2 protein-coding genes are annotated in these 12,137 nt (G+C 56.4%); both read left to right on the top strand.

Annotation, left to right across the window (positions count from 1 at the left end; translation table 11 throughout):
- Nucleotides 1-108: 108 nt before the first annotated feature.
- Nucleotides 109-8,460, top strand: a complete 8,352-nt coding sequence (locus tag AC0V6L_RS02425; protein WP_486152795.1) for a putative Ig domain-containing protein — start codon at nucleotides 109-111, stop codon at nucleotides 8,458-8,460.
- Between the two features lie 5 nt (nucleotides 8,461-8,465).
- The gene (locus tag AC0V6L_RS02420) at nucleotides 8,466-12,122 is read left to right on the top strand and encodes a hypothetical protein (protein WP_486152793.1); all 3,657 of its coding nucleotides are present in this window, start codon (nucleotides 8,466-8,468) and stop codon (nucleotides 12,120-12,122) included.
- Nucleotides 12,123-12,137: the final 15 nt, after the last annotated feature.

Below are 12,137 nucleotides of genomic sequence, written 5' to 3'. Positions count from 1 at the left end.
TTAGCGCGCCTAATTCTGGGCATAAGTAATATTTAGGCAAGGATTTGTTAGGGATGCTGCTCTAGCCCAAACTGGTGACAGCGCTCTGAGGGGGCTCTGCGTTTATTCATGTGGGTGCGCAAAATGCGGTATTTTGGACGACTGACCGAACAGCTTTTGGCTAATCTGAAATGGTTGCTGATCGGGTTTGTGGCTTTGACCATGGGCACTGCCGCAAGCGCTCAGGATTTGCAGATAACCGATTATGTCTCTGCGCCTGATCCAGTTGCGGAATCGGCTGATGCGACGTTCACGATAACTGCGGCCAATAACAGCGCGCAGGCCGTGAACAATCCGGTCGTGACGATTGATGTGCCCTCAAACTTCGAAGTCACTGCTGGCGATGTGCCGGCCTTTTGTTCGGTCAGCGGTGCTGTTGGGTCTCAGACCATCACTTGTAATCTGCCTACACTGGTAAGAAACAGCCCGCAGACATTCAGTTACACCGCGACAGCGCTTACAAGCGGCGCCGCGTCCACGACGGCTACTATTTCTGCAGCAGGCATTACCGACCCCAATTCCGGGAATGATTCTGTTACGATCACGCCTACGGTTCGCAATGGTGCCGATCTGTCGGTTGCCAAGGCGGGCTCTGCGCCGAATGTTATTGCGGGCGGAACGCTAACTTATACATTGACCGTCCAAAACGCCGGCCCGTCGACCACTTCTGCTGTGCGAGTGACCGACAACCTCCCGGCCGCATCCGATTTTGATTTCCAAAGCGCAGGCGGCACTGGCTGGTCGTGCTCGCGATCAGGCCAAACGGTTACGTGCGACTATTCAGGTGCGGCGCCCGCTCCGGGCAATCCCTATCCCGATATTTCGATAGTCGGCCAGATCATATCAAACTCCGCTGGCACAATCTCAAACATCGCCAGTGTTGAGATCACGGAGCTGACAACGCTCGATCCTGACTTGTCGAACAACACGTCCAACACAGTTGTGACCAATGTCGAGGCGGGCAGCGATCTTGCCGCGCAAAAGTCCATGCCGTCGACAATCATCGTTGGTGAAAGTGCAACGATCCGGCTGACGATCAGCAACACGGGTCCGCAGACCGTGCCGGCTGGTGTGACGATTTCCGATACGATTGATTCCTCGCTCACCATTGGTGCGCTGCCTGCTGGTTGTACGCAAAGCGGTCAGAACGTGACCTGTACTGCCGGTTCGTTGAATGCGCCGGGGCAGGCTGTTTTTGATATTCCGGTTACAGGCGCTTCTGCCACAGGCGGACAGATCAACAACGTTGCTACTCTTACGCCCGTTCCTGGATTTCCTGATCCCGATGCGAGCAACAACACAGTTTCGGTTCCATTTGAGGTTGAAGAGCCGAATGCTGATCTTCGCCTGCGCGCGAAAAACAAATTCCCTAACCCTGTTGCGCCCGGTTCGAATGTCACATCGCGTATTTTTGTTCGCAACGATGGCCCGTCGGTTGCAAGCTATTCAGCCGCGAACCCGCTCATCATTACTGACCAGCTAGGTCCGGATGAAACGTTTATCAGCGGCCCTGCAGATTTTGATTGCACCACGGCACCGAATGCAGGTGGAACTCTTGTTACCTGCCGCACCAACACGACAGGCACGGTGGCGGTCGGAAGTGATCTGCGGATTGATCTGATCACTCAGGCCAATGCTGGGACAAACGGAACAATCACGAACGAGGCCTGCACCGACACGACTGCAGGTTCGATGCACACGCCTTCTTCGGCAGCCAGCCCCTCGGGCGATGATTGCTTTTCGCGCGGTGTTACAGCGACAACATCTTCTGCCGATTTGACGATTGACAAGTCTGTCAGTCTGTCGCCCAACAGCGGCTTTTCTGGCAATTTGGTCATCCCTGATACGACTGATGTTTTCTACATCCAACTGGTTGCCCGCAATCGGTCCGGTGATGTTGCAGCCAATGTTCGTCTTCGTGATCTCTTTCCCAACCTGATCAATTCTGGCGGCCTAACAACCGGCGTAACGCTTGAAAGCGCGACCACGGCAGCGACACTCAATTACCAGCCGAACAACAACCGGGCGGATATCAATTTCAACAATCTGACGGTGGGTTCGCCGCAGACTTTCGTTCTGCGCGTTGAGCGGCCCTTTGGCAGCGGCACTTTCACAAACACGGCCACTATTTTCTCGTTCAACACGACCGAAACCGATAACAGCAACAATAGCGACGATGCCAATTACACGATTGGCCCTGTTGCTGACATGACGATCAACAATAAGAGCGTTACGCCTGATCCGATGCGGGTTGGTGTGCCAGCGACGTATTTGATCAGTGTGCGCAACGATGGCGCTAACCCAGCTGAGGATGTGGTCGTCACCGATGTGATCGATCCGGCTTTGTTTGACATTATCGGCACGCCCACAACAACCAAACCTGGTGGAAGCTGCTCGGTGGCGCCCGCAACCGGCACGGTGACGTGTAATCTCAACCAGTTCATCCGCAATGAGATCCGCCAGGTTCAGATCCAGGTTCTGCCTAAATTCCCATTTGGCTCAACCTCGTTCACGAACCGCGCGACGGTTGAGACCAGCAGCCTTGATAGCGATGGCGGCAATGATCCCAATGCCGGCAACAACTTCTTTGATCTTGTCCATGATGTTGATCCGCCAGAATTTGATTTGGCCGTCACCAAGGTTGAAACCAATCCCGCAACCGATGATCCTGTGCGTTTTGACGAGACGTTGAATTACGACATTCGCGTGTCGAACTTTGGCCCGTCGCGCGCCACTGATGTCCTGCTGACAGATATTCCAGCGCCGCCGTCCGGTCTGACAATGACGCTTGATACGGTCACTATTAACCCGGTTGGCGCCAATAGCGGGCTGTCTTTGCAGGCTGCTCCGAACGCAGGTTGCTCGCCTTCTGGTGCCAATGTGCTGTGCCGCATCGATACGACCAGCACGGCGGATAACTTCCTTGACCCCGGCAATCAGGTGATCTTCCGCCTGACCTTTACCACAGGCGGCACGCCGCCTTCGGGGGTTGTGACCTTTGGTAACGCGGCCGAAGTTACAGCGGCCGAGCAAACCTCGACGACTGGCGCTGGTGCAGATTCTCAACTGCCCAACAACACCGCGTCGCAAAACACGACTGTTCTTCCGTCAACCGATCTTGAGATTGTCAGCAAGGTTCGCAATGGCGCGCTTCTTCGCAGCGTGAACGAGCCGGTCGAATATGTGATCCAATTCCGCAACAATGGTCCCTCGACCGCGACTGAAGTCATCATTACGGACGCCTTGCCGACGGGCTTTGTCTATTCGGCAACGCCTGCGCCCAGCACTTCCATCCCCGGCGGCAGCGGGGCCAGTGTGACCGGTGTCGTCTGCACCGGCACAGGCACTATCACTTGCACAGTTACGGGCAATTTTCCGGCGGGCGCTGCCAACACGGTCGACCTGTCAGTGTTTGCTGTGGCTGAGGCCCCGTATTCCGGTGATGTCGCACCGACCAACGCCACCAACACGGCCACTATTACGCCTGGTGTTGATGGATTTGGCGACCCGCTCAGCGAAGATCCCAATAACGCCAACAATGATGGGTCTGCCAACACGCAAATCCAGCCTTCGTCCCTGTCGGGCACCGTTTATGGTGATGCCAATGAGAACGATACAATTGACGCAGGCGAAGGCCAGTCCGGCATCACGGTAACGCTCAGCGGTGATGATGCGTTTGGAAATATGGTCAGCTTTACCGCCACGACTGATGGCAATGGCAATTACACGTTCCCCAATCTGCCGCCATCCGATGCAAATGGCTATCAGATTGTCGAAACCGAAAGTCCTGCCTTCTATGACCGGGCGGAAACCGCAGGTTCTGTTGGCGGCACAGTCAACAACGGTACCTTTGGCGATAGCGCCGCTGAAAATACGATCAGTGCGGTTGTTCTTGCGGCGTCCACTGATGCGACAGGCTATATCTTCCAGAACCGCCCCAATGCGGTGATCGATGCCGATGATGACAATCCGGCAGCTGTTGTTGGCGCGATGGGCGGCGATGACATCATCAATGTGCTCGACAATGATGAGTTCAATGGCGCGACTGCTACGCTGGGTGAGATTGATATCAATATCGTCAACCCTGCCACTCCGATCAATGGCGGGTCGGTTCCTGTGCTCGATCCGGCGACCGGGCTCGTCGATGTTCCCGCTGGTACGCCTGCTGGAACCTACACTATCGATTACGAAATTTGCGACGAGGATGATCCCGATAACTGCGCACCTGCGACGGTCACCATCGAAGTCACCGCTGCATCTATCCTGGCGGTTGATGACAGCGAAACCGGGGTCAATGGCCTCACGGGTCAAACCAATGTGCTCAATGTCCTTGATGACGACATGCTCGACGGTGCAGCGGCAGATATTGCCGATGTGACGATTACCGTCGCGACCGGTTTCACCGTTCCGGCTGGCCTGACTTTTGATCCGGCGACGGGCAATGTCTCGGTTGATCCAGGCACGCCTGCTGGCACGTACACGTTCGATTACACGATCTGCGAAACGATCAACCCGATGAACTGCTCGACCGCGACAGTAACCATCGATGTTGATGCCGCTCCTATTCTTGCAGTTGATGACAGCGCATCAGGCATTGATGGCGCAGTGGGCCAGGCCAATGTGCTCAACGTCCTTGATGACGACACTCTGAATGGCGATCCGGCAACAACAGGCGAGGTTGTGATTACAGTCGCCACGGGTTCAACGGTTCCGGCCGGGCTCACATTTGATCCTGCGACGGGCAATGTTTCGGTTGATCCGGGCACGGCTGCCGGCACGTATCAGTTTGACTACACGATCTGCGAAATCCTCAACCCGATGAATTGTTCAACTGCGACCGCAACGGTCACTGTTGATGCGACGCCTATTCTGGCGGTTGATGACACGCGGCTTGGTGTTAACGGGCAAGATGGTGAGGCCGATGTTCTCAACGTTCTTGATGACGATACGCTCGATGGCGCTCCTGCGACGACCAGCAATGTGACCATCACGCTGGCGACAGGTTCAACTGTCCCTGCGGGTCTGACTTTCGATCCGGCAACCGGCAGCGTCTCGGTTGATCCGGGTACACCCACTGGCACGTACAGCTTTGATTACACGATCTGCGAAATTGCAGTGCCGACCAATTGCTCAACTGCAACTGCAACCGTCACGGTTGATGCGGTACCGATCGTTGCGGTGGATGACAGCGCGACGGGTATCAATGGCCTTGATGGACAAAATGATGTCCTGAATGTGCTTGATGATGACACGCTTGATGGTGATCCTGTTGATCTGACCACGGTCACGCTGACTGTGGCAACCGGCTCCAGCGTTCCTGCAGGGCTCACATTCGATCCGGCGACGGGCAGCGTTTCGGTTGATCCGGGCACGGCTGCTGGCACCTATCAGTTCGACTATACGATCTGCGAAATCCTCAACCCGATGAACTGTTCAACTGCGACGGCGACAGTGGTTGTCGATGCAGCGCCGATTGCGGCGGTGGATGACAGCGTGGGCGGCATCAATGGCGCTGATGGCGGCGATGATGTGCTCAATGTGCTTACCGGCGACACGCTGAACGGCGATCCGGCGACCACGGGTAATGTCGTCATCACGGTTGCGACCGGCTCCAGCGTCCCCGCAGGTCTGACATTCGATCCGGCAACGGGCGATATCTCGGTTGATCCGGGCACGCCTGCTGGCACGTATGAGTTTGATTATACGATCTGCGAAATCCTCAACCCGATGAACTGCTCAACCGCGACAGCCACTGTTGAAGTGATTGCCGCGCCGATTGAAGCCAATCCGGATGTGGCAGCGCCCACCAATGGTGCTGATGGTGCCAATGGCGTGATTGATGTTCTGCCCAATGACACGCTGAACGGTGTGCCAGCAGATCTCAGCACCGTGGATATCACAGTGGTAACGCCTGCTGATCCTGTGAATGGCGGGCTGGTGCCTGTGCTTGATCCGGCCACTGGCCTGGTGAATGTGCCGCCCGGCACGCCTGCTGGAAATTACGAGATCACCTATCAGATCTGCGAAGAGATCAACCCGACCAATTGCGCGACCACTACGGTTACCGTTCCAGTCGAGGCATCTGAAATCCTCGCCGAAGATGTGAGCGTGAACGATATCGTCGGCGCGAATGGTGCAGATGATGTGCTCAATGTTTTGACCGGTGACACGCTGAACGGCGTGCCTGCCACAATCGACACTGTCACGATCACGGTTGCGCCGGGATCGGCAGTGCCTGCAGGGCTCACATTCGATCCTGCCACTGGCAGCATTTCGGTTGATCCCGGCACGCCTGCTGGCACTTACAGCTTTGATTATCAGATCTGTGAGACACTCAATCCGACCAACTGCACCACGGCTACCGCGACGGTCACCGTGATCGCAGCCCCGATTGAAGCGACCGATGACAGCGAAGTTGAAATCGACAGTTCGTTCGACCAGCCTAATGTCCTCAACGTCTTTGATGGCGATACAATTGATGGTCAGCCCGCGGGGCCCGACAATGCGATCCTGACAATTGCGCCCGGTTCATCGCTGCCGCCCGGTATCACTTTCGATCCGGCCACCGGTATCGTGGGTGTCGAACGCGGCACGCCAGAGGGTGATTACAGCTTCGAATATCAAATCTGCGAAGCTCTGAACCCGACCAATTGCACCACTGCGACGGTCAATCTGAATGTCGTACCGACAGCTGGCGGGATTAGCGGCGTGGTCTTCCTCGATGAAAACCTCAACCGCACATTCGAAGGCGGAGAGGATCTGCAGACCGGTTGGACCGTGCAGGTTGTGCGTAATGGCGAAGTGGTTGCCACCGTCCAAACCGATGCGGATGGCTTCTATACAGTCGAAGACCTGCTTGCAGGTGATGACTATGAAGTACGCTTCTTCAGCCCCAATGGCGGCGCGCAGTTTGGCTCGATCGAAGATATTACGATCGCCGCCGGAACCACGACGACCGATCAGAACCAGCCGATTGACCCGTCAGGTGTCGTTTATGATGCGATCTCGCGTCAGCCAGTGACAGGTGCGGTCGTCAATCTGGTTGATCAGTTTGGCAATATTCTGCCAGATGTCTGCTACATCGATCCAAGCCAATCGGGTCAGATCACTGGTCCTGACGGCTTCTATCGCTTTGACATTGTCGCTGGCGCTGATCCGGCCTGTCCTGTGGGACGCACCGAATATGCGCTTCAGGTGACTGCGCCCAATGGGTTTGCTGATCCGATATCGACTATCATTGCACCCGAAGACGGTTCGTTGAATGTCGCAGGTCTTGGTGATCCCGCAGCGGTTGTGCCAAACTCGCGCGCACCGCAAGTGGGCGAGCCGACGACCTACTTCCTCAGCTTCCTGATCGCGCAGGGCGATGCGAATGTGGTGAACAACCACATCCCGCTTGATCCCTTCACCGATCGGCCTGATCTGTTGGTGACCAAAACCAGCACCAAGCGCACGGCAAGTGTGGGCGAGCTGGTTCCGTACACGATCACAGTGCGCAACACTGAAGCCACTGACCGCGACAATGTCGATATTGTCGACATCCTTCCGCCAGGCTTCAAATATGTGCCCGGATCTGCACGGGTGAATGATGTGCCCGAAGAACCCGCCGAAGCGGTTCGTGAGCTGCGCTGGGAAGATCAATTCCTCGCCGGCAATGCCACCAGCGTCTATTCGATCATCGCGGTGATCGGGGCAGGTGTCAGCGAAGGTGACCGGATCAACACAGCGGTTGCACAGAACGGCAATTCCAATGCCGAGGTGTCCAACCGGGCCCAGGCGGTCGTGACGATCACGGCAAGCGCGATCTTCGATTGTGCTGAGATCATCGGCAAAGTCTTCGATGACTTTGATGGTGATGGATATCAGGACGAAGGCGAGCCGGGCATTCCGGGCGCGCGCGTCGCAACGGTCAACGGTGAGCTGATTACGACTGACGAATTTGGTCGCTATCACATCACTTGTGCAGCCGTGCCAAATGCTCAGATCGGTTCGAACTTCGTGCTCAAACTTGATCCGCGCACCATCCCGGATGGCTACACGCCGTCCACTGACAACCCGCAGTCAATCCGCCTCACACGCGGTAAGATCAGCGAGTTGAACTTCGGAGTGGTCAAAGGCCGCGTCATCACCATCGCGATTGATGATCGGGCCTTCGAAAGCGGCGTCGTTCTAAAGCCTGCCTTTGCTGGCAAGCTGGCTGATCTGGCCCGTCTCGAAGAACAGCGTCTGGTGATCCAGGTGACCTATTCTGCGGGGGCAAGTGAGAATGATGCGATGATCGCAGATCGTCTGAGCACGATGCGTTCCGCGATCGAGGCTGCCTTTGCTGACGATGAATGGGATGGGCCACCACCCACCATCGAAACCAACATGGTGCGCGCAGCCAATGGTGCTGCCACCAGCAGCGCGGGCGGGGAGTGAAGACAATGAAAAAATCTAACACCATCTTCACCTCGCCCACCGCGAACAAGGCCGCTTTGAAAGTGATCATGTTGGCGGGCGTTTCGACCACGGCCTGCCTGACCGCAGCATCACCTGCTGCGGCCTTGAATACGGCCAAGCTGGCGGATGACGAAAAGCCGGAAGCTGGCGAAAATGCGAGCGCGGCTGCAACTCTTGCTTCGCTCGAAGCCAGTGAACAGGGCAACCGCGCCAATGTCTTTGTGGCGGAACCCGCGCTTGAACAGGAAGTTCAGCCCGAAGTTCTCGTGCTCGAAGAAGGCATGCAGATCACTCTGGATGCTCCCGAAGAGCGCACGGCAGAAAATCCCTATTCGGTCAAAGTGCGTACCGATCAGATCCATGTGGATCCGGTGCTGGCTGTTGCATTGCGCGATAGCGAACGCGCGATTGTCAAAGATACCGAGGCGACTTTTGTCACTTACACCAATTACCCGACTTTCATTGAAAAGGGCGAAGTGCGGATTTTCCGCCAGGGTGTAAGTGTCGATTCAGAGCCGCTTGCCATTGTAACCGCCGATAAGGATGGCGTTGCACGCTGGACGCCCGAGGGCATCGACTTTGCTGAGCTGTTCTTTGTGTTCCGCGCTTATGATGCAAAGGGCCGTTTTGACCAGACACAGCCGCACGAGCTGACAGTGCTGGAAAAACAGTTCGATCATCCGGTAGAACCCGTTCGTCCGCTGTTTGGCACCCAAGACGAAGCAGCGATCCGCAATATCAGCGTGGAACGCGGCACAACCGTTACTGTCACGGGCAATGCGCCTGCTGGCAATGACCGGGTGCAGGTTGCAGGGCAGACCGTGCCAATTGATGAGGACGGTTTCTTCGTCAGTCAGCAGATCGTTGATCGCGGCACGGATGAAGTGAATGTCCGCATCGGCACTGCTGATGCTGTCAATTTCACCGCGACCCGCGATGTCGAAGCGGAAAAAGACGATTGGTTTATCGTTGGTCAGGGCGATCTGACTTTCGTCTCAACCAATGGCGGGGCAACTGCGGTAGAAGTGAGCGGCGATCCGCTGACCGACGGCGACAATGTCGCATCGCGCGCGGCCTTTTATGCCAAGGGCCGATTGAAAAGCGGTGTGACCATTACGGGCGCGCTGGATACGGGCGAAACGCTGCTGGAAGATATCTTCAGCAATCTGGATCGCAAAGACCCGCGCCAATTGCTGCGCAGGCTCGATTCCGATGAATTCTACACCACTTATGGTGACGATTCGACGCTTGTAGAAGATGCTCCGACGCAAGGGCGGTTCTATCTCAAGGTGCAAAAGAACGATTCCAGCCTGCTGATCGGCAATTACATTGCCGATATCGAACAGGCGGAACTCGCTCAGCTGAACCGCGGGACATTCGGTGCGATCATCGATCACAATTCGCTGGCCACTACCGAATTTGGCGAACGCAAATTTCAGGTCACTGCTTTTGCTTCTGATCCTGGCACCATTCCGGGCCGCGATGAATTTCGCGGGACGGGCGGATCGCTTTATTTCCTCAATCGGCGCGATATCACGCTGGGTTCAGAGCGCCTGAGCGTCGAGGTTCGCGATCTTGATACAGGTCTTGTCCTTTCGCGGCGCGATCTGCGTCCGCAGGAAGATTACGACATTGATTATTTCCAGGGCCGCGTTGTCCTGCTCAATCCGCTGTCATCTTATGTGGCTGACGGTTCGCTGGTGCGGCAAAGCTCGGCTCCGGGCAATGTCCCCGTGCTGGTTGCGCGTTATGAATTCTCGCCAACCGTTGGCGATGTATCGGGCTATACGCTTGGCGGGCGGGTTTCAGGCTGGATTGGCGATGTCGTAAAACTGGGCGCGACCGCTCAGCGCGAGACGACCGATGCGGCGGACCAGACCCTGATCGCAGGCGATGCGACCATAAGGCTGCATGCAGGCACCTATGCCAAGGCAGAGTTTGCTCAATCCGAAGGGCCCGGCTTTGGCCAGAACAATTCGGTCGATGGCGGCCTGTCCTTCACCAATATCGGTGCAACGGGCGTCGCTGACATTAAAGCGAACGCCTATCGCGGCGAGATTGCGGTTGATTTTGCGGAAGTCTCTGGGTCCACTGGAGACCTTGGCAAGCTGACGGCCTTTTACGAAGACTTCGAAGCAGGCTTCAGCGCCAATGGCCAATTGACCCAAACAGACACCACCCGCTGGGGCGCAGCGCTTGATGCGAAAATTGGTGAGACCACGCGTTTTGCTGCTGAGATCGAGATGCTCGACAGCGATGGGATTGGTGATCGCACGGTGGCCTCTGCCGATATAACGCAGGCGCTTGACAGCGAGATTTCGCTCAGCCTTGGTGTGCGCCATGATGATCAGGCCGCAGGCCTTATCGGCAACAGCGCACAAAATGGCGCGCGCACCGATGCGGCTTTGCAGCTCGGTTATGATCCGCTGGACAAGAACTGGTCGGTCTATGGCTTTGGCCAGCTGACTTTGGACCGCGATGTCACTCGTCAACGCAACAACCGCTTCGGTGTCGGGGGTAAAGCCGAAGTGACCGACCGCGCCACCATCAGCGCCGAGGTTTCCGAAGGCGATGGCGGTCTGGGCGCAGCGGTTGAGCTGGCGCATCGTTATGGCAATGGGTCAGAGGCCTATCTTGGATATACCCTTCTGTCTGATCGCACCGATCTGGGGCTGCAACCGCTCAGCTCGCTGGCCAATGCCAATCGCGGCACGCTGACATTGGGCGCGCGGCACCGGTTCAACACCGCTCTGTCGATCTTTGGCGAAAACCGGATTGAGCATGCTGGCCCTGCGCCCGCATTGGTGCGCAGCTTTGGCCTCAATTGGGATCCGTCCGAGCACTGGTCCTTGTCAGGCAGTTTCGAAAATGGCCGGATTGACGATGTTTCAACCGGCGTGTTCACTCGCCGCGCATTCACGCTTGGGCTTGGTTATACGGACGAGAAATTCCAGTTTGCCACCAATGTCGAAGGGCGTTTTGAAAAAGGTGAGAACCGCAATCAAGATGTCTGGCTGGTGCGCAACACTGCGTCTGTTCAGGTGCATCCTGACTGGCGCGCGCTTGGCAGGTTGAATTTTGCACTGGCTGATAGCGAAACCGACGATGTGCGGCTCGCTGATTATGTCGAGGGGACGGTCGGCTTTGCTTACCGGCCGATCCATCATGACAGGTTCAACCTGCTCACCCGTTACACCTTCCTGCAAGACCTTGGCCCTGTGGGTCAGGTGACAGCAGGCGGGACGCTGGCAGCGCCCAAACAGCGCAGCCATGTGTTCTCAATCGATGGCAATCTTGACCTCACCAAAACGCTGACTTTGGGAGCGAAATACGCGGTGCGCGAAGGCAGCGTATCGCTGGGCCGTGAAAGCGACCAGTTCGTCTCCAGCAGCACGCAGTTGGGTGTGCTGCGGCTTGATTGGCGGCTTGTGAAGGAATGGGATGTGGTTGTTGAAACCAGCTATCTCACCAATGACATTGCAGGCGATGATCGCTGGGGCGGATTGGCGGCGATTTACCGCCATATCGGCAACAATGCGAAAATCGGTGTGGGTTACAGCCTGTCGGATTACTCAACCGATCTGACCGATCAAAGCTATTCGAGCGATGGGTTCTTTGTGAACCTGCTTGGCAAGTTCTGATCTGACCAAAGCTTT

The sequence above is a fragment of the Erythrobacter sp. JB1-15 genome (genome assembly GCF_057365035.1).
Note: the sequence above shows the minus strand (reverse complement) of the source record. Positions and strands in the feature narration are given on the sequence as shown.